Here is a 25,315-nt window from a genome sequence, read left to right on the forward strand (position 1 = left end):
CTCCTATCGGACGACGACAACTCGGGGAATGTCATTGGTCGGTCCGAGATTGGTCGGGGTGTTGACATCCACCTGGCCTGGAACGTATGGAACGGTGTCGCCGGGGAAGCGCGGGCCTCCCGGAAGTTGGGGTGCGTACGACTCGAATGGCTCGAAAGCTGCTGCTCCGTCGCCGATCTCGTGGGAGAACGGTAGCTCGGTGAGCGGGCCGAGTGAGTTGCCGCTGTCGGCGGCATCCTGGACGACCGTGTGAGTCGTCCCGTCCGGCATGTTCTGGTAGACCTCCAACGACGGATAGTCGCCGATGAGGCCGTCCACGGTCGCAGGCTGTCCACCGCTTCCCGGCGTGACGACGACGTCGCCCCGAACCACATGGCCGGAGAGGTCCGACCCTGGCGGCGCAAAGGCGTTCTTGGCGTCGTACTGAATCCGGACCGCCCCGTCGGGGGCCTGCTGGACCTTCACCTCCGGTGTTGCGACCTTGACATTGCCGGCGTCGTCGACCGAGGGGTTCTGTCGGGCGATCACCACACCGTTCTCGTAGTCGACATAGAGGCCCACCCGGGTGTCTTCGGGGCCGAAGTTGGGATCGAATCCGCGGTTGTCTCCCAGATCGTTTCGCGGAACGTTGAACACCTCGTCTCGCGGAATGAACAGTCCAGATTTCACAACCCCCTGTCCAGGTACAGGTTCGATCTTCCCGACCACGATGTTCGGGGGCACTCCCTGGTACTTCTCGCCGTAGCTGTGCGGGTCGAGTGCGGCCGCTGTCTGCCAGTCGGTTTCGGATGTCGGCTCACGGCCGAACACCTTCTTGAACGCATCGATTTCGTTCTGACGCTTCTCACCGACTGCAGGATCCAATCCCGGGGGACTCTGCGGCGCATCGCCGCCCACGCCGAAGCCCACTGCCTGCACGGTGGCGCTAGATCCTGCACCGCGCACGGCAGAGGCGGTGGCAGAGTCCACGGAATCGAAGCTCTGGAGCAGTCGTTGCAGCACAACCGTGTAGGCCTTCGCGAGAGTCGGTGTCATCATCTGACCATTGCCAGACGGGCGGACCGTCCCGTCATCACCGACGATGCCGCCCAACACCGACGCTTGAGAGGACAACGACAAGATCTGTGCGCGCAACGCCGACAGTTGCCGGCCGCCCGCCGACAACGCTCGGCGCGCGGCGTCCAAGCGATTACGAAAATCGATCTGCGACTGCACCAGCCGAGAGCCGCGGCCAATCGCTGCGGTACTGGCACGGCCTGCCCAACTCTGACGAACACCGCTCAGAAGTCCTTGCTGACTGTGGATCTGCGTCTGCACTTCGGCAACGGACTTCTGCAACGCCCCGGCCGCCGCCGTGACACCGTCGGGATTCGACCCCCGGACCACCGAAATCGTCGCTGCCATTGCGCTACTCAGGCTGCTTGTCCGACATCTCCGCCGTGATCTCGGCGACCACCGCGTCAATGCGCTGACGATCGGCATCGATCGACTCGCTGGCGACCGCGTTCGCCTTCTGCAGCGCCTCATTCACCCGCTGTTCGACGGTCTCGGAGCCCAGCCGCAACAAGCCGTCCTCGATGTAGACGTCCTTCAGCCAATGGTGGCCGTTGAGCGTCACCTCGACCGTCTCGCTCTCGTCGGCCGCGGTGAAGGAGTCGCTGGCCATCTTGTCCAGTTGCTCGTCCATCAACGACTGCAGTCGCCGTGCCTGCCTGAGCACGGCAGCGACTTCCGGGTGCATATCGTCGGTCATTGCGACTCCTTCTTCGAATCGTCGGGGCCGCCTCTGCGCCGGACCCGATTGCCGATGACGGCCTCAGTCCACGGCCGCTCCTCGGTGTAGAGCTCCTCGTCCTGCGACAGCTGCGGGTTGCGCTTCTTCTCGCCGGTTCCGCCGCCTTGGCCGGCGCCCATCATCGGCGCCATGCCGCCCATCCCGCCGCCGGCCATGCCACCTCCGGCCACCCCACCCGCGGCAGCCGCCGGCACAACAGGGGCGACCACCGGCGTCGGCGCGACCGTCTCTGCACCGACCGCGGGTTGCATTGCTGCTCCGGGTATTCCGCCGCCCCCTCCCGCGCCACCGCCGGACGCACCGCCGCCACCCGCAGCGGCCGGTCTCAGGCTTGGGTCGGTGGGAAGCTTCGGATCGCTCTTGGGGCCGCCCGGGATGCCGCCGCCAGGCGGGCTACCACCCGGGGAACCGCCGCCCGGTGACCCGCCCGGCTGGCCGCCTCCCGGCGATCCGCCACCCTGCTGCCCGCCCTGCTGGGCGGCCTGCTGGCCCGCCTGGGACGCCTGCTCCGCCGCGGACATCGGTGACAGGGGTGCGTCCTGCGGCATCGACTGGGGCGCCCCACCCGCGCCGCCGGTGGCACCGTTGGAGGCCTGCTGGCCACCTGACCCGCCACCTTGCTGCTCCGGTGTTCCCGCGGCCCTGCGCGGATCACCGTTGCTGCGCACCGGGATCGGCGGGGTGCCGGTGTTCTTCGGCGGCTCCGGGGGATTGACCTCGTCGGGCTGGGCCTCGCGAGCGTACTGGTGGCGAAGCTCCTCGGATTCCTTCTGCAGCTCTTCCATTTTCAGTTGGATCACTCGCGCGGCGCTGCCACCGTTGGCGATCGCGGCTGGCAGTTGCGCTTCGAGCTGGGCGTACTGCTGAGCCACTGGGGTGTGGTTGCCCACCGCGTTGATGTGCGCCGCTGCCACCCGCTGCGCCTCGCTGGCCAACCGGGTCCACGCGCCTGACAGTTCCACCAGGAACGCTTGGTAGTCATTGAAACTGCGGTAGGCCGCGTCGGCGGCTTCGCCCTCCCAGTTGACGCTCGAGAGCTCGAAACCCTCGGCTGCCGTCGCGAGCGTTGCGCCGTTCTGGGCCCACGTCGTCGATGCGGCTTGAAGGGACGCGGCCTGGTCACCGTTGAGCAGCGCGCCCTGCGCGGCCATGACCTCCATGTAGTCCCCGGATGCCATGCCGCGCTGGATGGGCAGCGGCTGCGGCGCAGTTGGGGCCGGCACCGTATTCGCACCCGGTGTCACCGGGGCCGGCGGCGCCGGAGCAGCGCCCGGAATGGTGTTGTTGATGTTCTCCATGGCGTTGTGATCGACGGTTTCGTAGGCGGAAGCGACCAAACGCAGCGTCTCTGCCAGGCGTTGCCCTTGCTTCTTGCCGTACTCCTGATGTTCTGCAAGCGTTTTGGCGTTGGCGTTGAGATTGTCGACCGCCGTCTGTGCGGTGGTCAGTGCGTCTGCGGGAACGGCGGGCACCTGTACCGGGTTGGTGCCCCACGAGATCGCTTCGATCTGAGCGGCTTTGGCGCGCAGATCCTCTGGTTCGACCCGAACCTCGTCCCCCGACATGTTGTCTCCTTCAGACGCTGAGCTAGCTCTCCAGAGCCATCTGGTAGCGGCTTTCCTCGCGTGGGTTGATCAGCCGAATGGGTAGCTGCTTGTGGCGCGGAGTCGCGATGTAGTTGTCGCGCAACATCACTCGACCGACTCCGGGATGTGGGCCGAGATAGGTCGTCGAGTTCGGCCACGCGACCTTCGCGTCCTGCCCGATCCGGGCGTTGATGTAGCCGGCGAACTCGCGAAACTGTGGCCCCAGGGTGACGGCCGCACCCGCCGCCGCCGAGCGCACCACGAACTGCGTGAACAACCGGGCATCACCCAGGTTGATGCTGACATCGACGTCGTCGAACGGCATGTACACCGGGTACCGGTCGGCCGTCTCCCCCACGAGAACCCCGGCCGAGCCGATCGGGAGTTCGTAGTGGCGGTCGGTCACCGGGCTCTCACCTAGCAGCGCCGCACGTTGCCCGCCGTAGAGGCACGAAAAGCCACGCGGTGTTGTGGGATTGGCCAGTGTGGTGAGCAGAACCGTCGTCGTGGGCGCCGACCCGGGAACGATTCGGATCCGCGTTAGGGTGTGATCTGCACGTGCCGACCACCACACGTCGGGTCCACCCGGCGCGTGGTACGCGGTGGTGAATGTGCTGCGTCCCTTGATCATCGACCAGGTCTCACGCTCGAAGCTGATCTCGGTGGCACGGTCGTAGTCGTCGAAGCTGCGGGCGGGCCGTGCGTCGATGCCGCTGCTGGACAGGCGGTCTGCGATCCGCGTCGTAGATGCGACCAGGTACTGCGCCAGCCCCGAAACCCCTGCGTTGCGGCGCAACGCCGACTTGCGTGTCCGTTCCGGATCGGCCCGCAGCAGGATCCACGTCCGCCGATTCGCCGGAGCCGGGTAGGGGCCGACCACCTGCTCGTAGAGTGCGACGAGCGCCGCGGGTGCGGTCTTGCCGACGCGGTAGCCCGCCGACACCACGTCGGCCTCCAGATCGGGACAATAGGCAGACAGCAGGTCCTCGACCAGGCGGCTGTCGACGACGTCGTCGGTGAAGGCTTCGCCGTTGACGATGACGGTCGGGGTGAACGGTCGCGGGACCAGTTCGATTGCCGTCACCACGTGCTCGCCCTGCCAGCGCAGCGCCACGTGGTCACCGGGCATCACCGTCGCGCCGACCGCTGGCTCGGACGGCGCCGGAGGTGGCTGACGATGCCGGCGCCGCCACGCGAACAGCGCGGCCACCCAGCCTGTGAGCCGTCGACCCCGGAACGTCAGCACCGCGGCCAGCCCGATCAGCACGCCCAGTGTGATTCCCAGCCACAGCAGGTCGAGTTGATCGAACACGAGCACGCAGGCCGGGATCAGCACCGCGGCCCACAGAGCGTGGCCCGTGGTGAAACGCAGCCCGAACACGGAGAGGATCTTGTTCATCGCCGTCTCAGAGCCCGTCTGGCCAGCGCACCGATGCCCAGCAGGGCTGCGACGCTGACACCGACGACGACGACCGCGGTGATCGGGGTGCGGTCCGGCGGCGGGATGTACACCGGCGCGGAGATCTCCTTCACCTCGTACGGGATGTTCTCAGGCCCAGGCGGAACATCCCATGTCAGCGCAGCGACCGGATCGATGACGCCGGCGCCGACGACGTTGTCCACGCCGCCGCCCGGATGCCGCGCGGTGGCGGTGATCCGGTTCATCAACTGCGCTGGTGTCAGCTCCGGGAAACGCTGTTTGAGCAGCGCGGCGAGACCCGACACGTAGGCCGCGGAAAACGAGGTGCCGCTGATCGGGATCGGGCCGTCCTCGCCCTGCAGCGCGTTGACCGGGTTGCCGTCGTAGCCGAGCGCCACCAGGTTCTCGCCTGGAGCGGCCGCCCCGACCCAGGGGCCCTGCAGGGAGAACCCGCTGGGCTGGCCGTTGGGCGCGATGCTGCCGACGGTGAGCACCAGCGGCGAGTACCAGGCCGGCGAGACGATGTTCTGCACCTGCTGCCAGCCGCGCGGATCGGCGGGTATCGCGGCGTCCGGCGGCGGATTCTGGGTGCAGTCGCCGCCGGAGTTGCCGGCGGCGACGACGATGACCGCGCCTTTGACGTTGACGGCGTAGTTGATCGCGGCCCCGACAACGTTCTCATTGATCGGTCGGGTGACCTTGTAGCAGGCGGCCTCGCTGATGTTGATGACCTGGGCGCCGATGTTGGCCGCGTGCACGATCGCGCGGGCCAGGCTGCGCAGTGAGCCCGCGGTCTGGGTGGCGTTGGGATCATTCGGATCGTTGCGCGCACCCACCGGTTGGAAGCTGTCGGACGTCTGGCGCAGCGACAGGATCCGGGCATCCGGGGCGACCCCGATGAAGGCGTCGGTCGGGGCAGGTCGGCCTGCGATGACGGCCGCGGTCAGGGTGCCGTGCGCGTCGCAGTCCGACATCCCGTTACCGGCCTGGTCGACGAAGTCACCGCCGGGTTCGGCGGGGACCCGCGGGGACCCGTTCACCCCTGTGTCGATGACGGCGACCGTGACCCCGGCACCGGTGGCAAACTTCTGCGCGTCGGCCAGCCGGAGGTAGTCGTTGGCCCACGGCCGGTCGGCGAAGTTCGAGTTCGGGAACACCGTCGGCGCAGCGCAAATGCGGCGCTGCTCCATGGGCTGGTCCGGCCCGGTTTCATCCGGCGGGACGGCGGCAGGATCGATGACCGGGGGTTCGATCGCCGCAACCGGTGGAGCAGTCAGGAGCACCAGGATCAGCGCTGAGATCAGCGCACCAAGACGGCGCACGCGTCGTCACCCCCCGATAGCCCCGACCGGCGCTCAGTGTGCCGGTACGCCCACAGCAAACTCGGCGCCACCCTGCGGGTGGCACAAAAAGTCACGCCGAGCGTACTCACCGATTGCACTCCGCAATCCTAAGGGGGCTCGAAGTGGGGTCGTTCCGCTATTTTCAGCCCCCCACACGCCGAAACTGCATCCAGCGCTGCCCTCAGGCGATTTGTTGCGCGCGGAATGCAGTTTCGGCGGAGAGGCGGGGCGGGCGAGGTGTCGAAGAGTGACAACTAGGGGACCGGTGAGCAGTGCCAATCGTCGTCCAATCTGCAGCGCTTCTTCTCGTACAGATTCGGATCCAGAAGGACCACCGTGAACGGCTCCCCGCCGATGTGCGGGGCGATGTACTCGGCCAGCTGCCGCATGTACTCCAGGCTCGCGCTGTCATCCCACACACCGTCGGCGCCGACGAACGACAGCACGCGACCACTCCCTTGCCCCGCGATCGACACTTCCGCAGGTGCCAAGTCGTCGAAGTACCGGGCGTTGAACAGCGCCTCGCCGAGGTTCTGGGCGTCATCGCGGGTTGCGCCGTCCGAGTAGAAGACCAGCTGACCGTGGCCGAAGTCGACCGATTCCTGGTATTCGAGAACCGATCTGGGGTTGAGGGCCGTGCTGAGGAACCCGAGGGTCAAGGCGCCGACGAGCACTGTCGTGACACCTAGGCCGATGAGGGCGTCGATCCCGGGGGAGACCCGGGTGCCGCCCGCGGCGCGGTGCGCATCAAGGCGGCGGCCTTGCAGCCACCGTGCGGCGAAGTACCCCAAAACAATCAGCGGCACGAGGAAAACAAGGGCGGGAACACCGATCGGGACGATCCAACTCAGCCCGCCGAGCAGCGCCGTTGTGAGCAATCCTCCGGCCACGGCCGCCGCAGCGAGGCCCTTCTGGCTCCACTTCCAGTAGTTGAGCGCAAGCACGATGCCGCCGGCGATCGGTGTGCCGCAGATGGTCGCCCAGGCCACGCCGGTCGGCGAGTGAACGCGCTGCGGCGGCGGTACCGGGAGGGCTGGCTGAGCGTCCATCCGAGCTCCGGTGATGCGTAGAAGCCGCGCTTTTGTGCAGCGTCCTCAGTGTCCCGCTTTACGGGGTCTCACAACGCCGAAACTGCATCCCGCGCGGTCCGGAGTCGATTTCTTGCGCGCGGAATACAGTTTCGGCGAAAAGGGACTTAGGCGTCGAGGTCCTGCTCGACCAGGCCGGCGATGGTGTTGAGCGCGCCCTCGTCTTCGGATTCGACGGTGACCTGCGCGCCGTTCCCGGCTCCGAGGGTCATGATCATCAGCGCTGAGCCGGCGTCCACGGGCTCACCGCCGTCGACCGAGAGCGTGACAGGTACACCGGCGTTGACGGCGGCCTCGGCGATGATGGCCGCGGGTCGGGCGTGCAGTCCGATGGACGAGCCGACGGTGACGGTCTTGCTGGGCATGGATTCTCCTTATTTTGTGGGTGAGGTGAAGAGATCAGGCGGCGACGAGTTCGGATTCGGACTTGGCGCCGGGCTTGATGAACTGCTTGGCGGCGACGACCGCGAACGCAGCGACGACGGTGCCCGCCACGAGAGCGATCATGAACCACAGCAGGTTGCCGATTGCGAAGAACACGAAGATGCCGCCGTGGGGGGCCCGCAGCGTCACGCCGAATCCCTGGCACAGCGCGCCGGTGACCGCCCCGCCCAACATCATCGACGGGATGACCCGCAGCGGGTCGGCTGCCGCGAACGGGATCGCGCCTTCGGAGATGAACGACGCGCCCAGCAGCCACGCCGCGCGGCCGTTCTCTCTCTCGGGCTCGCTGAACAGTCCCGGGCGGATGGTGGTGGCCAGTGCCATCGCCAGCGGCGGAACCATGCCTGCGGCCATCACGGTCGCCATGATCTCGAAGGACGCGGTGGTGGCTGCCGCCAAGCCGGCGGTGGCGAAGGCGTAGGCCGCCTTGTTGACCGGGCCGCCCAGATCGAAGCACATCATCAGGCCGAGGATGACGCCGAGCAGGATCGCGGAGGTGCCCGTCATCCCGTTGAGCCAGTTGGTCAGGCCGGTGTTGATCAACGCCAGCGGACGGCCGATCAGGAAGAACATGATGAGGCCGACGACCAGGGACGCGCCCAACGGGATGATGACCACCGGCATCAGGCCGCGGAGCCATTGCGGGACTTTGATATTGCTGATCCACAAGGCGGTGAAACCGGCGATCACACCGCCGGCGATGCCGCCGATGAAGCCGCCGCCGACGAAGACCGCGAGTGCACCCGCGGTGAAGCCCGGTGCGATACCGGGACGGTCGGCGATCGCGAACGAGATGTAGCCGGCCAGCGCGGGCACCAGGAAGCCGAAGGCCAACCCTCCCAGGGTGAACAGGATGGCGCCCAGGTACTGGGTCAGACCGCCCTCGGGCAGGTTGGTCAGCGAGTTGTTCAGCGCGATGTCATTGCCGGTCTCGGTGATCTCGTAGCCGCCGAACAGGAAGCCCAGCGCGATCAGCAGACCGCCCGCCGCGACGAACGGGATCATGTAGCTCACGCCGGTCAGCAGGATCTGCCGCGTCCGGGTGCCCCAGCCGACGTTGCCCGACGGCGCGTCCGAGGCAGCCGCACCCGAGCCCTCGACCCTGGCCGCGTTCGGATTGTCCGACGCTGCAACGGCTTCGGCGATCATCTTGGCCGGCTCGTTGATGGCGCGCTTGACGCCGGAGGCGACGACGGGCTTACCGGCGAACCGGCCCTTGTCCTTGACCCCGACGTCGGTGGCGAAGATGACGGCGTCGGCGTTGGCGATAGTCTCGACCGGCAGCGGAGTGCTGCCCGAGGATCCTTGCGTCTCGACGACGAAGGTGACGCCTGCCTCCTTGGCCGCGGCGGCCAGCGCGTCGGCGGCCATGTAGGTGTGGGCGATGCCGGTCGGGCAGGCGGTGATCGCCACGATCGACTTGGCGCGCTTCTCCGCGACGGGCGCGGCCGCGGGTGCTGCCGCGGCGGGTGCGGCGGCCGGGGCGGGGTTGACCACCCCTTCGACGAGTTCGACCACCTCGGCGTCGCTGGAGGCGGCGCGCAGCGATGCGACGAAGTCCTTGCGTACCAATGCTCTTGCCAGACTGGACAGCAGCTTCATGTGCTCCTGGCCGCCGGAGTCCGGTGCGGCGATCAGGAACGCCAGGTCGGCCGGGCCGTCGGGGGCGCCGAAGTCCACCGGCGGACGCAACCGCGCGAACCCGATGGTCGGGGTGTCGACATACGGCGAGCGGCAGTGCGGAATCGCGATCCCGCCGGGAAGGCCGGTCGCGGACTGTGCCTCGCGCGCCATCGCGGCGCCGATCAGCCCGTCGGCGTCGTTGGTGCGGCCCGCGGCGGCGAAGCTGTTGGCCATCCGGGTGATCACGGCCTGTTTGTCACCCTCGACGTCGGTGTCGAGCAGCACCAGATCGGTCGTGATGATCGGTGGTGAGGAAGTGGAGCTTGTCATGGCACTACTCTCGTCTTTCGTTGTCACTGGTTGGCGGGAATCGATGAGATCGGGGAAACCTGAACTGCATTGAGGTCGATCTCGGCGGGACTCGGCAGCGTGGTACCCGGTAGGGCGGCCGCGCCGCTGCCGTAGGCGACGGCCATCTGTAGCCGCTGCGGCGGGACGGCGCCCCCCACTTCGGCGCGGATGTATCCGGCCAGCGACGAGTCGCCGGCGCCCACGGTGCTGCGTGGGACGATCGGTGGCGGCGTGGCCATCCAGGCGCCGTTTGCATCGACGAGCACCGCGCCGGCGGCGCCGAGGGTGGCGAGCACCGCGCCGACACCCTTGTCGATCAGCTGTCGGGCCGCGGCCACAACGGGTTCCGGATCGCCCTGTGCCACAGCGGCTTCCAGCGCCTGCGGCGAGTAGCCCAGCACCCCGGCCAGCTCCTCGGCGTTCGGCTTGATCAGGTCGGGGGCGCCACGGTCCAGCGATGCGACCAACGCTTCCAGCGGCGCATCCGAGGTGTCGACGGCGACCTTGCATGGCTTCGCGGCGAGCAGCGCGACCACGTCGCCGTACCAGCTGGTCGGTACCCCGGGCGGCAGTGAACCCGACATCACCACCCAGTCCGCGCCGTCGGCGGCGGCGAGCACGGCGTCGGTCAGCGCCTGCACCCCTGCGGCGTCCAGGGCCCCACCCGGCTCGTTGACCTTGGTCGTGGTGCCGTCGGGTTCGGTGATGGTCAGGTTGGTGCGTGCGGGTTCGGTGGTCGGCACCACCTGGTAGGACACTCCGGCCACCTGCAGCGCGCTGAGCAGCGGATCATTGGCGGCGGCAGGCAGCACCGCGACGGCCTCGATACCGGCGAGCGTCAGCACGCGGGCCACGTTGACGCCCTTGCCGCCGGCCTGGCTCGTGACCGACGTGACCCGGTGCACGGCGCCGCGGGTCAGCGGCGTCGGCAGTGCGACGGTCCGGTCGATGCTCGGGTTGGGGGTGACGGTGACGATCACGATTGGCCTCCTGCGCAGATGACTTCGACTCCCTGGTCGCTCAGTTCGGCGCTGTCGGCCGCGCTGATCTCGGGGTCGGTGATGAGGGTGTCGACACTGGTGATGGGTGCGAAGCTGACAAAATCCTCGCGGCCGACCTTGGAGGAGTCCGCCGCGACGACGACGTAGTTGGCTGCTGCCACCATCGCGCGCTTGACCGCAGCCTCCTCGCTGTCGGGGGTGGACAGGCCGTGGCGCACGCTGATGGCGTTGGTCCCGATGAAGGCGATGTCCACCCGCAAGGTGTCCAGCACCCGCAGCGTCTGCTCCCCGACCGCGGCCTGGGTGAGTCCGCGCACCCGGCCGCCGAGAAGTTGCAGCGACACCGACGGGACGGTGGCGAGCCTGGCCGCGATCGGCACGGAGTTGGTGACGACGACGAGCGGGCGATCCGTCGGCAGGTGCGCGGCGACCCGCATGGTGGTGGTGCCGGCGTCGAGAAGCACGGTCGCTCCACTGAGCGGGAAGAACTCCGCCGCGGCCGCTGCGATCAGGTCCTTGTGTTCGGGGCGGGTGATGTCGCGTTCGCCAACCCCGGGTTCGACGAGGTGCAGCGCCCGGACCGGGACGGCGCCGCCGTGGACCCGGCGCACGATCCCCGCCTTGTCCAGGACGGCGAGGTCACGTCGCACCGTCTCGGTGGTGACGTCGTACGCCTGAGCCAGCTCGGTCACCGATGCCCGGCCCCGCTCCATCACCAGCGAGGCGATGGCTTGCTGCCGCTCTTCGGGGTACATATGGCTCCGTTTATGTGGGTATTGACCCTGTTCAATGTTGATACGTTTGGTTTTACTCCTGAACGTGTTGACTTGTCAACGAAATCTTGTAATCTACTTCACATGACCGCGTCTTCTTCGCTCACATCACCGGCCGCAGATCTGGGCACCGTACTGCAGGGTGTGCCGGTGGTCACCGGGGTTCAGTACGGACCGGTGATCCGTCCCGGCAAGCTGCCCGACGTCGACCGCGAGGCGACCGCTGACGTCGCCGAATCCGAACGTCCCGCCGAAGGCGAGCGCTTCACCGCGGCGGCGGCGGCCGTCGCCACCCGCCTGCGGGACCGCGCTGCGCACTCCAGTGGTGTCGCGTCCGAGGTGCTCGCCGCGACGGCCACCCTGGCGCAAGACCGCGCCTGGCTCGGCGCCGCGGAGAAGCGCATCAAAGAAGGTGCTCCCGCGGTTCGTGCCGTGGTCGGGGCGGTCGACCAGTTCGTCGACATGTTCACCAAGATGGGTGGGCTGATGGCCGAGCGGGTCACCGACCTGCGCGACATCCGCGACCGCGTCATCGCCGAACTCAACGGACTTCCCGAACCCGGCGTCCCGGTGCCCGACGTGCCGTCGATCCTGTGCGCCGAGGATCTGGCACCGGCCGACACCGCCGGCCTCGATCCCACGCTGGTCATCGCGTTGGCCACCACACTCGGCGGCCCGACCAGCCACACCGCGATCATCGCGCGCCAGTTGGGGATCCCGTGCGTGGTCGCCGTCTCCGGACTCGACGACGTTCCCGCTGGGGCGATGGTGCTCGTTGACGGCACCGTGGGCACCGTCACCGTCGGCCCGGACGAAACAGCGGCCCGCGAAGCCGTCGCCGACGCCGAGCGCGCCGCAGCGGAAGCCGCGGGGTGGGCCGGCCCGGGCGCGACCGCGGACGGTCACGCCGTCGCCGTGCTTGCCAATGTGCAAGATGGTGCGGCGGCGCGCTCAGCCCGGGAAACCCCGGCCGAGGGCGTCGGCCTGTTCCGCACCGAACTGTGCTTCCTCAACACCGATGCCGAACCGACGGTCGACGAGCAGGCCGCGATCTACGCCGAGGTGCTCGACGCGTTCGCCGGCCTCAAGGTCGTCATCCGCACGCTCGACGCCGGCTCGGACAAGCCGCTCAAGTTCGCCGGACATCCCGACGAGGCCAACCCCGCGCTGGGTGTTCGGGGCATCCGCATCGCCGAGGGCAACCCGGGGCTGCTGACCCATCAACTCGAGGGCATCGCCGCCGCGGCGGAGCGCACCGGCAACCAGCCCTGGGTGATGGCGCCGATGATCGCCACCCCGCAGGAGGCGGAACGCTTTGCCACGCAGGCACGTTCGTACGGCCTGACACCCGGGGTGATGATCGAGGTGCCGGCGGCCGCGCTGCTGGCCGAGCGGATCCTCGAGCACGTCGACTTCCTGTCGATCGGCACCAACGACCTGGCCCAGTACACGATGGCCGCCGACCGGATGTCGGCCGAGCTCGCGACGCTGACCGACCCCTGGCAGCCCGCGGTGGTGCAGCTTGTTGCGATCACTGCCCGCGCCGGCGCCGCGGCGGGCAAGCCCGTGGGCGTCTGCGGCGAGGCCGCGGCCGATCCGCTGCTGGCGTGTGTGCTCACCGGCCTGGGCGTGACGTCGCTGTCGGCGGCGGCTGCCGCTGTGCAGGGTGTCGGGGCGAAGCTGGCGCAGGTCACCTTGGCGCAGTGCAAGGAAGCGGCCGAAGCGGTGCTGACGACGGCGAGCGCCGCGGACGCACGCGCGGCCGCTCGGGCTGTGCTGGGCTGAGGGTCGGTGGCCGTCGTAGCTGAGACTGCCGCTTGCCCTTGCTTTCGAAGGAACGCAGCTTTCAAACGAAGACGATCACCGTTGCGCACCAACTGCACCTGACCTGGTTCACGACGTAATCGGGTGTTATCGCACGTTGTGACTTCTCATACTTCATGACCAAATCCCATCTGAGATGACCACCGAATGACCAATTGGTCACCAAGCGTGAGACAGATTCGGGATGTCGAACGAGCATGTCAGTATTCTTGGTCCGTCTCGGTTCGGGGCCAACCCAGTGACGCCACTAGCGCGGAGTGATCGGTTTCTCCAGCGAGCCTTGGAGCGTGGTCGAACTCGCATGTGAACGCCTGCCGCGTGAGCTCGGGGGCGGCGAAGATGTAGTCGAGACGGAAGCCATTGTTGCCTGGGCAGCTGTACCAAGAGTACTCACGCTGCCTGGGATGTAGCGATCTCCACAGGTCGGTGTATCCCGAGTCTATAAGTCGCCCAGGCATTTCCGGACCGATGAACTTGGATCCCTTCAGGTCCTTGTCGAGATCGTTGTTGCCAGTGTTGAAATCACCAATCAGCAGGTCGATCCCGCTGAGGCGAGCCTGCGCGATCAGCGTTTCCCAGTAGGGAAGCTTGACAGTGTTCTGAGGCATGTAGACACCGCACACCAGAAGCCCATTGACGTCTGCGCACCACAGATGCCGCGTGTCGAGCCCCTCGCTGAGAAGGGGCCGCCTTTGGGTGATCGCATCTCGGGATGCGATGAGGACGGTGTTCTGACGGGGTTCGGTGTTCGGGTGGGCGATGGAATAGCCCGCGACCTCTAGACGGCTTATAAGCCGTGTGCCGGCGTCGTTGGTGCGGAACTCGGTGATCACAAGGAGGTCGGCGTCGTACCCGAGGAGTCGGGTCGAGAGGGCCTCAGCGGATCGGGTTCCGCCATGGCGAATGTTGAGAGTCGCTATCCGGGTGGTGATTACGGTTTGTCCTATCGTTTGGCCTAGTTCTCCAGCGAGCCGGTGGTTAGCCTGATGCCCAGGGGTTAGTCGCAGCTTGGGCATACTCCGGTCACTGATCGCTGCATGCCGCATGCGCAGATGGCTCCTTCGCGTCGTATGTCTTTGGAACGCGGGCCCGGGGGGCGGCTTTGATTCACCGGGTGTTCGACGCACCAAGTTCCTCTGCGGGAGCCGCTTTCTCGGCGGTCAGCGGCGGACCCGGCGATGCGGATTACTTCTTCTTCTGAGTAGAAGCCGTTTGTTGCCCCGTAGTAGATGTGGAGCGGGAGCCCTCCATCCCGTCTTGTTGCGACGACATGCGGCCTGCTCGTCTGATCGACAAAGCGGTAGCCGTCGATGCCGATGGCAGTGGTGAACGCGCGAATGAAGTCATGATTGGCGGCGGGAACACCGGCGGCAGACAAGGCGGCGGCGAGCGAGGTGGACAGCGAGTCGGAGTTGTTCAAGGCAATCCTTTCTGATTTTTTGATTCGGTGGCGACGGCGGCTCAGTGATAAACGGTGGTCTCCATACGTGGGTTGAACGTTGGCCACGACCGGAGCCACGAGCTAGTCCGGCAACGCATTGTGGACGCGGAGCCAGCCCTCGCATACATGTGTGGCAGCGTCGAGCAACGAGGTCGAAACGTGCGCTTCTGCATCGTCGTTGACACTCTCGGCATCAGTGTCAGTGCTTCGAACCGAAGCAACAACGTCGTCGAGCTTCTTGATTGCGATGTGCAGTGCATCGAAGGCTTCTTCTGCTTCAATGTGGGCGACGGCCTCGTCCACCTCTGCAAGCATTTGGTCCGTGGCGGCGTCTCCGTTGGCCTCGCGTAGAGACTCCAAGGATTGGCGGATCCCCGCATCGCCGTGGTTGCGCACGATCCACTCCGCCGATATTTCCTCAGGGGGCGGAAGCTCGGCCATGAAGTCGAGGAATTCGTCGGCTTCGGGTACCTCTCCTTCGCCGCCAATCCGGGTTAGACTCCCCGTCTCCTCGTCGACGAAGAACTCGGCAACCTGTTCCTGGCCACCGTCCTCAGTGGCCCTCGCCACGGTGCCATGCATGAAGAACTCCGAGGGGACTTCCTCGTTGACGGGTTCGTCGTCGTGTGTGAGTGTTACGTCCCCAGCGCGAAGTATGGGAAGCGGCGACGCGGGCACCGAGAGCTGAGCGGCGAGTGCTGCCACTGCCGCCCTGATGTATGGGAATACGACTCGGGCGCCCACCTGTTCAACGAACTGGTGCACGATGTCCGGGTGCCGTGACGACACGGGTACTGGCAGGTCGAAGAGGGCCTCTCCGTCGACGACGAACGTTCCGTATGCGTTGCTGGTTTCCACTCGGGATCGCACCCCGAGTTGGTTGTCGTCCATGCGAATAGAGAAGCTCAGCGCCGCGTCGTCGTCGGCTGAGTCTGGCGCGTGGAGCTCGTCCGGTGGCAGGTCGATCTCATATCGGTCCGATGTCGCAGCCCGGATGGCGGACAGTTCGTGAATCACGATGTCGCTGAGGTCCGCAAGAGTGATGAGCTGTTCTGCCGTTTCGATTTCGTCAGGCATTCTTGGCCTTTACTCGACGGCGCTTCGGCAGACGTGCAACATAGCGCTGCTCGGTCACTGCTGACTGCGAGGCAGCGGCAGGCGGGCGACGTGACTCAAGGGGGAGTGCCGGAAGGCCTGAGATGAGGGGTGAGGCGGCGAGATGCGTTTCGTAGCCGAGTGCGCGCAAATAGCGAGCGACTGCCGCGATCTTCATGTTGCCGTCGCCGTTGATGACCTGCGAGACCCGCCCTTGGGTGACGCCGAGCTTGTCGGCGAGGCCCTTCTGGTCTATCTCGGAAGCGTCGAGCGCTTGTTGCAATAGACGCATCACTTGACCGGCCAGGTCGGCCGCGGCGAGCCCTTGGGCGCCATCGTCTGTGGCGTGTTCCTCATCGATCAAGGTCTGGTCGGATCGGTTGGTCATGCGCGAGATCCTCCTTCCTTATGTCACGGGACTCGAGAAGATCCCGCGCGAGCGTCTTCTGGCTGACTTTGGTGAAGGCGTGTCCGAGCCGGATCAGTTGGTCGAAATAGGGGATATGCCAGTACTGGCTCTTGGGCGCCTCACTGGCTGCATGAGAACGGATCGGAAGCTTCGGGGTGTATCCACCCTTGCCGTCTGTGTCGTAAAACGTCAGACGCTTATCGCCGTGACGAAACTCCCACACACCGTCCTCAAGCGCATTGACCGCACCTCGGTAGACCGGCTCACCCGTGTTCGCCCAGTAACGGATCGCATTGAGAAACCAGTGGTAATCGCTGATCTGCTCGTCCGACGGCGCGGCCGCGTCGGGTGCATCCCACGCCCCCGTCCTTAGCGCGTCCAAGAACGCACCAGCCGGCGTGGACGCATCCTCGCGGACTGCGCAGCCGATTTCATGGAACTGTCCTCTCACGATCATCCGCCTCGGCATCATCAGTTATCACTTTAGTAAATACTAAAGTAGAACGCAAGCATCAGGTTGGCCCAGCCGACCAAGTCACCCAGTCCCAGCGCTCCGCGAGAGACGTCTCACGCGACGTAGCTGCTCCCGTCCCACGTCAGAGTTTCTTCCGTCCAGGTTCCTTCGGCGCAGGACGGTGTGCAGTCGTTCATCGAGTGCAGGAGCGCATACCTGCCGTCTGCGCCGGGGCCGACAAGTTCGATGTTGATTAGATCCTGACCTATCTCGCGGAACCCATAGGCGTTGGGAACCAACACCAGAACCTGCGGCGGTGCATGTGCTGACATTGAGCGGAATTCGATGAACAGATTGCCGGTGGCGTCGATGGCTGGATCAGCGAATCCGAGCCCAAGGCCAGCATCGAGAGGCGTCGGAGGGAGCGAACTCCCTGACGGCATAACCGCCGAAACGCACCCCGAGTCCATCCTGACTCTGTTCTCGCCAATAAACAGAAAGAGGCGCATTGGCCCAAGTTGGGGGTGCTCGTAGTCGTAGTGCGCGGTGACGGTGCCAGTGCAGCCCGTGTTTGGTGGCGGGTACGCCGGAAGAGCCGCTGTAGCCGTGGTCGTCGTTGTCGTGACAGTCGTGGGCGGTGTTGTTGGTGCCGGAGTCGGGGCCGGGGCTGGCGGTGTCATCACCGCAGTGGAGCTTTCCGGCGGAGCTGTGGACGTGTCGGAGTCGCCCATCAGCAGGTAGGTGGCCAGCGAACCCGCCGCGATTGCGAGAAATGCGACGCCGGCCGCTAGGCCTACGGCGGTTCGGGAACGCGCCCTGGGGGCCGACGCGGTCCTGCTTTCGTCGGTTTTCAGCATTGTCGGCGCGTCAGGATCCACCGCATCGCGGATGGGCCATGCTGCGGCCGCCATTGTCTGGGCGCCTGCTGGATGGTGTAGGTCAGGGCCTGCCGCCTTCTGCAATGCGGCGACGAACTCGGCGCAGGACTGGTACCGGTGAGTCGGGTCCTTCGCCAGCGCTCGCTGGAAGGTTGCGTCCATCGCTGGGGTCAGATGTGGCACAAGCTTGCTGATTAGTGGCACTGGTCTGGTCAGGTGCGCCGACATGGCCGAGGCGATTGAGGTTGCCGCGAAGGGCGGTTGGCCAGTGAGCAGGTGGAACGCGGTGCAACCCAAGGAGTAGATGTCCGAGCGGTTGTCGACCGCCTCGCCTTCGATGGCCTCCGGGCTGATGTACTGCATCGTTCCGACGGTCATCCCGGTGGAGGTAAGAGAGGTTGACTCGCCAGCAGCCTTGGCGATGCCGAAGTCTGCGAGCTTTACCGACTCGATCACGGGACCCTCCGCGGCACGTTCGATGCCGACGAGTATGTTGGCGGGCTTTACGTCGCGGTGGGTGATGCGCTGCTTGCGCCACGCATGGTCGAGTGCTGCGCCTGCTCCGGCGATGAGATAAATGGCGAGGTCCGGGTCGAGCGGACCGTCAGTCCTGAGCAACGCGGCGGCATCAGTGCCGTCGATGAACTCCATCGTGATCCACAGCCGGCCTTCGAACTCGCCGCGATCGTGCAGCGTGACGATGTTGGGATGCGAGAGCTGTGCGAGTAGGTCGGCTTCGCGCTGGAACCGCGCCTTGAAATCGTCATTCCTCGAAACCCCGGCGTCGAGCAGCTTCAGTGCATCCTGGCGAGGCAGGCGAGGATGCTGGACCAGGAACACCTGGCCCATACCGCCAGCGCCTAGCTGCCGGATCACCTGGTAGTCAGCGATGTCGGTGATGTCCACGTGGTGAGTGTGGCAGCCGACTACGGGCGACGGGGCCGAAGGAAACTGGCATTGCCGGTCCGGTATCGCTGTCCCGGACCGGCTGGATGGACAGTGTTCGGCCCGGCCGCGGCCGCGAGTCGGTGAACTGCTCCTTTGCGACGCACAGAACCGGTCGGCACCCTCGCTGTACGCCAACAGGCGATGGTCTGGATACCGGTCAATGCGGGCGCCCACCACCGCGGCCCGATCTTGGGGACGCGTTCGGTGGTGGCCACCCCTATCCGTTTGGGTCTTTAGGCGCTCGTCTTCGATCTCCGGCACACCTACGTAGTTCGGGTTGATACCGCCGAGGTCGTCGAGTTCGACGCGTGGCAAACAGAAGGCGACCTACGGGTCGTCCACGCACCCGACCCGGCTACTGATGGCGCCAAGCTCGACAATGAAGCGGTGAGCACGGATGAGTACCGCAATGACGATCGTGGTTACGCGCGCTGGCTCACCCTGTGGCCATGCGGCTACGTCCTCAACATCGCGGCCAATCTAAACCCCGCAGATGCGGAAGTGCACAAAACCCGCTGCTCAAGCATTCGACCGCAGGACGGGAAGTCGGTGACCAGGGCCTACATCAAGGTGTGCGCGCCGCAGTTGGCTGCCCTCGGGCCGGCCGCAACGGGATTCGCTATGAAGCTGGCGCCGTCGTGCCGCTGGCCGGAGACAGGATCGACTATCCGTTCCACTACCGCTAGGAGATGCAACCTGCAGCAGGCAGTTTCCGGCAGTGGCGTGACGTGCGGGAGCTCGCGTCTTTCAACTGGACCGACCTCGGCGGCTGTGTAGGGGAGAGAAAGGTGGCGCAGGTGTGGCTGGCGCTGAAACGGAGTCGACCCAAAGTCTCGCTCGAAGTTCACACGCCAACAATCGCCTAGTCGACGATCGAGTTGATCCCGTTGAGGCGCCGTTATCTCTTTTAGTGCCAGGACATCCCAGCGCTGTGAACGAATGATACTAGTCATGCCTTCGACGGACCTGTTCGGCCGCGGGCTAGTTGCTATCGAGTCGGGGGACGTTCCACGTCATCACGCGTAGAGGTGCTGGTTGAGGCGGCACTTGAGGTGAATCGCCTCCGTTCGCGGCATCCATTTCCAGTACCGTACGCCGTAACGAAAGTCGCAGAAAGCCGCCACGCTATGCCGATGGGACCGCCCGTCCTCGGGTCGATCCGAAGTCGTTGCCGAACTAGCACCGTACGGTACCCGGCAATACCGATACCGCCCCCACTATGCTCTCAAACCAACGAGCTGGCACGAGGGGGGAGATTTGGGGAAAACGCGGCGCCTCGAATCGGATCTTCGCCCGTGGCCGCCGATCGTACTTGGTACCGGTGGACTTCGAGGCGAGGAAGCGCTGAGCGTGATAACGCACGGCATCGACCTGGGATACCGAACGATCGATACAGCGTTCAGCTACGGGAACGAAACGGATGTGGGGGAAGCAGTCCGACGACACCCGATTGCGCGCAGCGAAATTCAGATTCTGACTAAGCTTCCGGGCCGCGCACATGGCTACGCGAAGGCGCGAGCCTGTCTGCACCAGCAACTGGACTCTCTGAAGACTGACTACATCGACACATATCTAATTCACTGGCCGCTGCCTCGAGTCGGGCTGTATGTAGAGACATGGCAGGCACTGATCGATGCCGTGCAGGAGGGGCTCGTCCGTTCCATCGGCGTATCGAACTTCACCACAACAATGATCCGCGAACTTCGTGACAAGACTGGGGTCACACCTTCCGTGGTGCAGTTCGAGTGTCACCCATGGTGGCCACAAGAAGCACTTGTCGATGAGGTCAGAGGCCTATCGGCGCTCCCTATGGCCTGGAGCCCGCTTCGCAAGTGCCAAGGCGGGATGTTGCAGGCTCGCGACCTCGCAATAATCGCAGAACTGGCCGATATGCGGCCTGCCGAGGCAGTTCTGGCGTGGCACATTGCGAGAGGCATTGTTCCGGTCGTAAAGTCGCGTGATCGCGAGCACCTTCGAACAAATCTTGAGGTTGCTTGCCGGCCGACAACCGCGATGCTGACCTCCCTGTTCGAGTCGATCAAGCACCGGGAGCCCCGCGGTGGCGACCCCGACACCCATGAGGAATTCTGATGCTGGATCTCATCGAAGACCTCGCGCAGTTACGGGCAGCCTCGCTGGCGGCGATTAGCGCGATTGACCCCAGCGAGGTGCACGGCTTCGCAAGCGACCTCGCAGCCGTACTGCGTGAGGGCGGAACGATATTCGCCGCGGGAAATGGAGGATCAGCCACGCAGGCGCAACACTTCGCGAGCGAACTGGTGGGCCGTTTCCAGCGGGCGAGACAGGGGCTGTCTGCACTCGCTCTCAACGCTGACTCCACCGTCATGTCGGCGATAGCCAATGATTTCGGATATGAGCGGGTTTTTGCCCGCCAGCTTTTAGCACAGGGCAGACACGCTGACGTGTTCGTGCCGATAAGCACATCGGGTTTGAGCGAGAACCTCCTCGAAGCGTGCCGTGCAGCTCAAACGATTGGCATCCGTGTCATGTCGATGTCAGGTCCGGAACCCAATCCGCTGCAAGCCCTTTCACAACGCTGTCTGATAGTCCGCTCGCCCAGCACAGCTGCAATTCAGGAAGCGCACTTGACCATGATCCATATGATCTGTCGAGTGATCGACCACGCAGTGTGACTGTTTACTCGGGAGAACATCTGCCCGGTGCAGTAGTGATCGGCGACCTCCTGCGTGACGTCATGGTGCGCTCGCATGTTGTTCGACTCAACCCGGAGGCTCCATCCGTCTTGATGGACGCGCTTGAGAGCACAGTCACACCCGGCGGCGCCGGCAATTGCGCTCAATACTTCGCAAGCCAGCGGTTGCATATAAGCTTTGCAACAGCCTGCGGTCCGACGGATGCAGACATTACTAGCGAGCTTGCTCGATTTGGTGTCCGCGTAGTTCCGCTTGCGAACAATATCGACGTGCCCTCCAAGACGCGATACGTGGTCGACGGGCGCGTGACGGCTCGAGTGGACACGACACCCAAGGTGGCCGAAATCGCATGGCGACACGATGGGTTTGCATGGCTTACTATGGCGATTCAACAGGCGACAACGGTGACGGTGTCGGACTACGGACTGAACTGCACGCTAGCAAGCCCAGCAGTCCAGAGCTTGGTTTCTAGCGCTTCCGCAGATGTGCCAGTTGTGTGGGACTTCCACCCCCGTGCCTCCTATCTCCCGCCACAAGGTGTATGGGTCAAGTTCAATCTGGCGGATTTTCAGACGTTCGCGACCCGTGTTGAAGCGACCTCCTCGGCAGCCGCCAAGTTGGAAGCCGTCGTAGGCAGTGTTGGCCGTAAGCATGGTTGGTGCGGCATCGTTGTTACGCGCGGTGCTGACGGTGTCGTGGTCTGGACGCATGAGTCGACCGAAGTCGTACCTGTCGATCCGATTGCTATTGACGTTGCGATCGGCGCGGGCGATTGCTTCGCTGCTTGCTTCGCACAGGAGCTGACTTCTGCGCGCGGCGTAGACGCCGCACGTGAAGCCGCAGCGACGACTACGGGTTACCTCGCACTGCGTGACGGACGCTGCGCCGTGCCTGTGGGGATCAACGCGTCGCAGCTGATCAAAGCGACACGGTACGCGCGTAAGACCATGGTCGTCGCGTCAGGGTGCTTTGACCTGTTACACGCCGGCCATCTCGACTTATTACAAGCAGCAAGGGACTTGGGCGATGTTCTTGTTGTGCTTATTAACTCGGATGCGAGTATCAACCGGTTGAAGGGGTCAGGAAGGCCAGCAATACCACTCGAGGAACGCTCTCGAGTTCTGAGAGCACTCCGATGCGTTGACGCCGTCGTATCGTTCGACGAGGACACCCCGTGTAAGGCGCTCGAGGTTCTGCGGCCCGACGTGTACGTGAAGGGCAGCGACTACGAACTAGATCGGTTACCTGAGCGGACCGCACTTTTGAGGATGGGGACAAGAATGGTGTCCGTGCCGCGCATCCGCAATACTTCGACAACAGCCATAATCGACGGCATCAGTAGATGAGGGTTCTCGTCACCGGTTCTCAAGGGTTCATCGGTCGACATATTGCCCGGGTGCTCCGAGGCTTGGGGCATGAGGTACTGGGTGTCGATTGCCGAAGGCCTGACACGGCTTCGTCATGGGAGCACACCACCGACTATTCAGAGTTCATTGCTCACGTAGCGCGCGGCGACTTCGACGCTGTAGTCCACCAGGCCGCTATCACTGACACCACAGTCGAATCGAGTGTCGAGCTCACGCGGGTCAACTCCAGCGATGTCAAGAAGCTCGCCGTGGCATGCGCCGCTAGTGGCACCCGACTCGTACACGCTTCCTCCGGCAGCGTGTACGGACGGCTGAGTGATACGAAGGCGATCGTTGACGTGGGCGACGAACTAAATTCGCGCCGATGCTCGGGTCCCTTGAACTCCTACGCCGAGAGCAAGCTCGCCGCTGAGATTTCCTTGAGCGGCATAGATGGCCTCCACTTCGTTGCGTTTCGCTACACCAACGTGTTTGGACCAGGAGAAGTCGCGAAGGGCGCTATGTCGTCAATCGTGTCGCAGTTGCTCAGGAAAGCAGTTGCGGGACAGCCCTTGAACTTGTTCAACGACACGCTCAGCGCCTCTCGTGATTATGTCCCCGTGCATCGCGTCACCGACCTGGTAGCACAAGCACTCGGCGAACGGGCGGATGTTCGCGGCGTCTTCAATCTCGGTTCCGGTCACTCGGTACCCTTCTATGAAGTGTTGGACTGGATCTGCGCGCTCGATATTGAGAGCAGCCATACACTCACTCTCTGTCCGAATCCGTACAAAGATCGCTACCAGTACGTGACACGCGTCGAACAAGCACGAACCGATCGTAAGTTCGGCACAAATCCGCCTTCGCTATCTCGCCACGACGTCCGGTGCGCTATCGAAGCACTTCACAGGCACTACGTCTCGACACAAAACGAACGCTTCGTAGACCTTGAAAGGACTGCCGAATGATCGTAGGACTAATCGGTTGCGGGGGGATTGCTCACGATGGCTACCTGCCTGCCCTGGCCTACCTGCAGCCCGAGTTGGTTTGCGTCTGGGACGTGGATGCCCCGGCGGCGAGTCGAGCGGCAAGAGTGCTGATCGAACGTTCTGTCAGGGCTTCGCAAAGCTCAGCGCTTGCAGAGCTGGTGCAGAAAGTCGATCGCGTGGTCATTGCGGTCCCGCCTGCCGAAGTGCGGTCAGTGGTTACGGCTGTTGCAAAGGTTCCGACGAGCAAGACGCCAATGCCGCTTCTCTTGGAAAAGCCGCTCGGCACTTCGGCGGAAGACGCACGATTGATCATTGAGCATGATGGCGATGTAGACCTGCACTACATGGAGACGTTTCTTCACTCGACGGCATACGTGGCGATGCTCGAGGAAGCGCTCTCTGGTCGGTACGGCACCCCCCGTCGCTTAGTGGTTGCGGTGAAGGGATCGCTGCCGGCAAATTTAGAGTCAAGTTGGCGGGGGGACCGGAAGCAAGGCGGCGGGGTGCTCCACGACTGGGGTATTCACGCCATCGGGCTTGCACTGCACGCGCTCCGCACGATCGGACTTCTTAAGGGAAATCCAGGGCTCGAACCAGTAGTCGGCGAGAGCTGCTGGGAACGTCACGGATCACGCCAGATCCTCACGCACTGCGAACTGCAGATAAAAGGTGCCCCGATCGAAGTGTCTATACAAGCGTCATGGGTTGGCCCGGCTACCTCACCATCGAACCCTGACGTCCTACTTGAATGCGACGGAGGTTCGATTGGCCTCCATGTGCGCAAGACGGACGGTTCTAGTGATTGGGTGTGTTACGACGACCCTCTTGGTTCGCCGCGACAACTTGCCTCTCGAAGGTATCCCAAAGAGTTATTCATACGTGGTCTGGCGGGTTTCATTGGGTTCGCAAATGCTAGGCCCAGCACTAACGGCGTCTACGATCCTTACCTGGGGGTTGAGGCTATGCGCATTGCCGATTCGGCCTACGCCCATGCGGTTGCCAAGATTGCGACGAGGTCTGACTGAAGGAGCGGCCTGCTGCCGAATCGATCAATTGCACATCCGACTTCGAGCAGTGCCCGCGGATCCTCTGCGTAAACGCCGCAAGACGTCGCCCCAGCGAGAGTTTCATCTCTGCCAATCTCCGAGTTGTGGTCACTGATCACGACGACCGGCCCCCCCTCGGCGTGCCGGAGGATGAGTTTTAGCACTTGTGAGGTGAAGCGAGTCGACTCGATTTTGTCTTCGCCCCTCCTAGCCGCCCATGCCGAATCCTTCAGGTAGAGCAGGAGTGTTCGAGAGCCGAAGCCACGGCGGTGGAGGTAATCACCCAGTTCCTTCTCGCGATCCGTTCTGGTTGCCGACGGCGCATCGAGGCGCCTACCAGAGCTCGCTCCCGGCCGTTGACTGATGTCGCACATCGCAAACGCTGACAGCAGTGCCCCGTGGCACCAGCCGAGGAGGAAGTATCTATTGGAGTTTTGGGAGGCGGCCGAGAGTCGCCACCCTTGAACAGGAGAGACGGCGTGGGAAGCGCGGTAGTCCGGTAGCGTCGATGCGGCACTCACGCTGAAGCGGTCTCGTTGACCTCTGGCTTCTGCACATACCAACCACGAACGTCCGTCTGCAGAGAATTTGCTGGGACTAACGTGCACCCTAGAGGCCTCGGCGAGCTTTCGAACTTCATAACCGTCGGCCGAGGTACGGACAGCCATAAAGTGATCGCAATACATATGGAGGTCTCCGTTGAGGATCAACTCAAGACCGGCGCGACCGGGGTTGTGCGACGGGTCGAGTCCGAAGAAATACGGATATACGTCCGTTGTTTCCACA

At 64.6% G+C, this 25,315-nt stretch carries 21 protein-coding genes; 6 read left to right on the plus strand and 15 right to left on the minus strand.

What is annotated here, in order from left to right; all coding sequences use genetic code 11:
• Window positions 1–3: 3 nt before the first annotated feature.
• The 10 genes from ABDC78_RS00465 to ABDC78_RS00510 all read right to left on the minus strand — a co-directional run bounded on the left by ABDC78_RS00465 (window position 4) and on the right by ABDC78_RS00510 (window position 11,406).
• Window positions 4–1,404: a WXG100 family type VII secretion target gene (locus ABDC78_RS00465; protein ID WP_178357577.1), complete on the minus strand. Its 1,401-nt coding sequence runs from the start codon at window positions 1,402–1,404 to the stop codon at window positions 4–6.
• Between the two features lie 4 nt (window positions 1,405–1,408).
• Window positions 1,409–1,753, minus strand: coding sequence for a YbaB/EbfC family nucleoid-associated protein (locus ABDC78_RS00470; protein WP_178357576.1), 345 nt, complete (start codon window positions 1,751–1,753; stop codon window positions 1,409–1,411).
• Window positions 1,750–3,360 carry an ESX-1 secretion-associated protein gene (locus ABDC78_RS00475; RefSeq protein ID WP_178357575.1) on the minus strand — a complete coding sequence of 537 codons (1,611 nt, stop codon included), beginning with the start codon at window positions 3,358–3,360 and terminating at the stop codon, window positions 1,750–1,752. The genes ABDC78_RS00470 and ABDC78_RS00475 overlap by 4 nt, the downstream gene beginning before the upstream one ends.
• 22 nt (window positions 3,361–3,382) lie before the next feature.
• Complete coding sequence (eccE, locus tag ABDC78_RS00480; protein WP_218620407.1) at window positions 3,383–4,780, minus strand: type VII secretion protein EccE; 1,398 nt, start codon at window positions 4,778–4,780, stop codon at window positions 3,383–3,385.
• A complete protein-coding gene (mycP, locus tag ABDC78_RS00485) occupies window positions 4,777–6,123 on the minus strand; it encodes a type VII secretion-associated serine protease mycosin (RefSeq protein WP_178357574.1) in 1,347 nt (448 codons plus the stop codon). Before mycP ends, eccE begins: the two co-directional genes overlap by 4 nt.
• A 275-nt stretch (window positions 6,124–6,398) precedes the next feature.
• Window positions 6,399–7,193: a hypothetical protein gene (locus ABDC78_RS00490; RefSeq protein WP_178357573.1), complete on the minus strand. Its 795-nt coding sequence runs from the start codon at window positions 7,191–7,193 to the stop codon at window positions 6,399–6,401.
• 146 nt (window positions 7,194–7,339) lie between these two features.
• Window positions 7,340–7,597: an HPr family phosphocarrier protein gene (locus ABDC78_RS00495; RefSeq protein ID WP_178357572.1), complete on the minus strand. Its 258-nt coding sequence runs from the start codon at window positions 7,595–7,597 to the stop codon at window positions 7,340–7,342.
• A 34-nt stretch (window positions 7,598–7,631) separates the two neighbouring features.
• Window positions 7,632–9,629 carry a fructose-specific PTS transporter subunit EIIC gene (locus ABDC78_RS00500; RefSeq protein WP_178357571.1) on the minus strand — a complete coding sequence of 666 codons (1,998 nt, stop codon included), beginning with the start codon at window positions 9,627–9,629 and terminating at the stop codon, window positions 7,632–7,634.
• A 23-nt stretch (window positions 9,630–9,652) separates the two neighbouring features.
• Complete coding sequence (locus tag ABDC78_RS00505; protein WP_178357570.1) at window positions 9,653–10,630, minus strand: 1-phosphofructokinase family hexose kinase; 978 nt, start codon at window positions 10,628–10,630, stop codon at window positions 9,653–9,655.
• Window positions 10,627–11,406, minus strand: a complete 780-nt coding sequence (locus tag ABDC78_RS00510) for a DeoR/GlpR family DNA-binding transcription regulator (protein WP_178357569.1) — start codon at window positions 11,404–11,406, stop codon at window positions 10,627–10,629. Before ABDC78_RS00510 ends, ABDC78_RS00505 begins: the two co-directional genes overlap by 4 nt.
• A gap of 102 nt (window positions 11,407–11,508) precedes the next feature.
• On the opposite strand from ABDC78_RS00510, the gene ABDC78_RS00515 reads away from it, so the two are divergent.
• The gene (locus ABDC78_RS00515; protein ID WP_178357568.1) at window positions 11,509–13,209 is read left to right on the plus strand and encodes a putative PEP-binding protein; all 1,701 of its coding nucleotides are present in this window, start codon (window positions 11,509–11,511) and stop codon (window positions 13,207–13,209) included.
• A gap of 239 nt (window positions 13,210–13,448) precedes the next feature.
• On the opposite strand, the gene ABDC78_RS00520 is transcribed toward ABDC78_RS00515, so the two are convergent.
• From ABDC78_RS00520 to ABDC78_RS00540, 5 genes are all read right to left on the minus strand, one after another.
• Entirely contained in the window at window positions 13,449–14,195 is a 747-nt protein-coding gene (locus ABDC78_RS00520) for an endonuclease/exonuclease/phosphatase family protein (protein ID WP_347133553.1), read from the minus strand.
• Between the two features lie 575 nt (window positions 14,196–14,770).
• Window positions 14,771–15,766 (minus strand): hypothetical protein, encoded by a 996-nt coding sequence (locus ABDC78_RS00525; RefSeq protein WP_256735898.1) that lies wholly within the window; start codon window positions 15,764–15,766, stop codon window positions 14,771–14,773.
• Window positions 15,759–16,172 (minus strand): helix-turn-helix transcriptional regulator, encoded by a 414-nt coding sequence (locus tag ABDC78_RS00530; RefSeq protein WP_178357567.1) that lies wholly within the window; start codon window positions 16,170–16,172, stop codon window positions 15,759–15,761. The genes ABDC78_RS00525 and ABDC78_RS00530 overlap by 8 nt, the downstream gene beginning before the upstream one ends.
• Complete coding sequence (locus ABDC78_RS00535; protein WP_347133282.1) at window positions 16,138–16,665, minus strand: hypothetical protein; 528 nt, start codon at window positions 16,663–16,665, stop codon at window positions 16,138–16,140. The genes ABDC78_RS00530 and ABDC78_RS00535 overlap by 35 nt, the downstream gene beginning before the upstream one ends.
• Before the next feature lie 95 nt (window positions 16,666–16,760).
• Window positions 16,761–18,431, minus strand: a complete 1,671-nt coding sequence (locus ABDC78_RS00540; RefSeq protein WP_178357565.1) for a serine/threonine-protein kinase — start codon at window positions 18,429–18,431, stop codon at window positions 16,761–16,763.
• Window positions 18,432–19,730: 1,299 nt separating this feature from the next.
• On the opposite strand from ABDC78_RS00540, the gene ABDC78_RS00545 reads away from it, so the two are divergent.
• The 5 genes from ABDC78_RS00545 to ABDC78_RS00565 are packed head-to-tail and all read left to right on the plus strand — an operon-like array spanning window position 19,731 to window position 24,508.
• Window positions 19,731–20,564: an aldo/keto reductase gene (locus ABDC78_RS00545; RefSeq protein WP_178357564.1), complete on the plus strand. Its 834-nt coding sequence runs from the start codon at window positions 19,731–19,733 to the stop codon at window positions 20,562–20,564.
• The gene (locus ABDC78_RS00550; protein ID WP_178357563.1) at window positions 20,564–21,127 is read left to right on the plus strand and encodes an SIS domain-containing protein; all 564 of its coding nucleotides are present in this window, start codon (window positions 20,564–20,566) and stop codon (window positions 21,125–21,127) included. Before ABDC78_RS00545 ends, ABDC78_RS00550 begins: the two co-directional genes overlap by 1 nt.
• Before the next feature lie 35 nt (window positions 21,128–21,162).
• Window positions 21,163–22,494, plus strand: a complete 1,332-nt coding sequence (locus tag ABDC78_RS00555; protein ID WP_178357562.1) for a PfkB family carbohydrate kinase — start codon at window positions 21,163–21,165, stop codon at window positions 22,492–22,494.
• Window positions 22,491–23,462, plus strand: coding sequence for an NAD-dependent epimerase/dehydratase family protein (locus tag ABDC78_RS00560; protein WP_178357561.1), 972 nt, complete (start codon window positions 22,491–22,493; stop codon window positions 23,460–23,462). The genes ABDC78_RS00555 and ABDC78_RS00560 overlap by 4 nt, the downstream gene beginning before the upstream one ends.
• A complete protein-coding gene (locus tag ABDC78_RS00565; RefSeq protein ID WP_178357560.1) occupies window positions 23,459–24,508 on the plus strand; it encodes a Gfo/Idh/MocA family oxidoreductase in 1,050 nt (349 codons plus the stop codon). Before ABDC78_RS00560 ends, ABDC78_RS00565 begins: the two co-directional genes overlap by 4 nt.
• Window positions 24,509–25,315 lie beyond the last annotated feature (807 nt).

Source organism: Mycobacterium sp. DL (assembly GCF_039729195.1).
GTDB classification, from domain to species: domain Bacteria; phylum Actinomycetota; class Actinomycetes; order Mycobacteriales; family Mycobacteriaceae; genus Mycobacterium; species Mycobacterium hippocampi_A.

Excerpts from the sequence above, each read along its gene's own strand:
- ABDC78_RS00465 (WP_178357577.1), bottom strand. The coding sequence starts at position 1,404 with ATGGCAGCGACGATTTCGGTGGTCCGGGGGTCGAATCCCGACGGTGTC.
- ABDC78_RS00470 (WP_178357576.1), bottom strand. The coding sequence starts at position 1,753 with ATGACCGACGATATGCACCCGGAAGTCGCTGCCGTGCTCAGGCAGGCA.
- ABDC78_RS00475 (WP_178357575.1), bottom strand. The coding sequence starts at position 3,360 with ATGTCGGGGGACGAGGTTCGGGTCGAACCAGAGGATCTGCGCGCCAAA.
- eccE (WP_218620407.1), bottom strand. The coding sequence starts at position 4,780 with ATGAACAAGATCCTCTCCGTGTTCGGGCTGCGTTTCACCACGGGCCAC.
- ABDC78_RS00490 (WP_178357573.1), bottom strand. The coding sequence starts at position 7,193 with ATGGACGCTCAGCCAGCCCTCCCGGTACCGCCGCCGCAGCGCGTTCAC.
- ABDC78_RS00495 (WP_178357572.1), bottom strand. The coding sequence starts at position 7,597 with ATGCCCAGCAAGACCGTCACCGTCGGCTCGTCCATCGGACTGCACGCC.
- ABDC78_RS00500 (WP_178357571.1), bottom strand. The coding sequence starts at position 9,629 with ATGACAAGCTCCACTTCCTCACCACCGATCATCACGACCGATCTGGTG.
- ABDC78_RS00510 (WP_178357569.1), bottom strand. The coding sequence starts at position 11,406 with ATGTACCCCGAAGAGCGGCAGCAAGCCATCGCCTCGCTGGTGATGGAG.
- ABDC78_RS00515 (WP_178357568.1), top strand. The coding sequence starts at position 11,509 with ATGACCGCGTCTTCTTCGCTCACATCACCGGCCGCAGATCTGGGCACC.
- ABDC78_RS00525 (WP_256735898.1), bottom strand. The coding sequence starts at position 15,766 with ATGCCTGACGAAATCGAAACGGCAGAACAGCTCATCACTCTTGCGGAC.
- ABDC78_RS00530 (WP_178357567.1), bottom strand. The coding sequence starts at position 16,172 with ATGACCAACCGATCCGACCAGACCTTGATCGATGAGGAACACGCCACA.
- ABDC78_RS00535 (WP_347133282.1), bottom strand. The coding sequence starts at position 16,665 with ATGATGCCGAGGCGGATGATCGTGAGAGGACAGTTCCATGAAATCGGC.
- ABDC78_RS00550 (WP_178357563.1), top strand. The coding sequence starts at position 20,564 with ATGCTGGATCTCATCGAAGACCTCGCGCAGTTACGGGCAGCCTCGCTG.
- ABDC78_RS00560 (WP_178357561.1), top strand. The coding sequence starts at position 22,491 with ATGAGGGTTCTCGTCACCGGTTCTCAAGGGTTCATCGGTCGACATATT.
- ABDC78_RS00565 (WP_178357560.1), top strand. The coding sequence starts at position 23,459 with ATGATCGTAGGACTAATCGGTTGCGGGGGGATTGCTCACGATGGCTAC.